The following is a 370-nucleotide window of genomic DNA, read 5'->3' as shown; positions in this document are numbered from 1 at the left end:
ATAGGTGTTGTAAAGTGTTCCGAAGAATTTACGGCGCACTTCAGAAATTCCTTCAATATCAAATTTTAAATTATCCCAGGGGTTGGCATTAGAAATCATATACCAGCGGGTGGCATCGGGTCCAAAAGCAGCAAGAGTTTCAAAAGGATCTACGGCATTTCCAAGACGCTTCGACATTTTTTGCCCGTTCTTGTCAAGTACGAGTCCGTTAGAAACAACATTTTTATATGCTACATCATCAAAAGTCATGGTAGCGATAGCGTGAAGCGTATAGAACCATCCTCTCGTTTGATCAACGCCCTCGGCTATGAAATCGGCTTTTCGCCAGGTTTGCTCTACTTTTTCGGCATTTTCGAAAGGATAATGCCAC

General features: G+C 42.4%; 1 protein-coding gene. It reads right to left on the bottom strand.

The genetic code is table 11. From position 1 onward, the window contains the following. Positions 1 to 370: class I tRNA ligase family protein (locus HC175_RS20650; protein WP_168139888.1), on the bottom strand; the 370-nt coding region annotated here is incomplete at both ends.

This window comes from Salinimicrobium oceani, from assembly GCF_012037645.1.
Note: the sequence above shows the minus strand (reverse complement) of the source record. Positions and strands in the feature narration are given on the sequence as shown.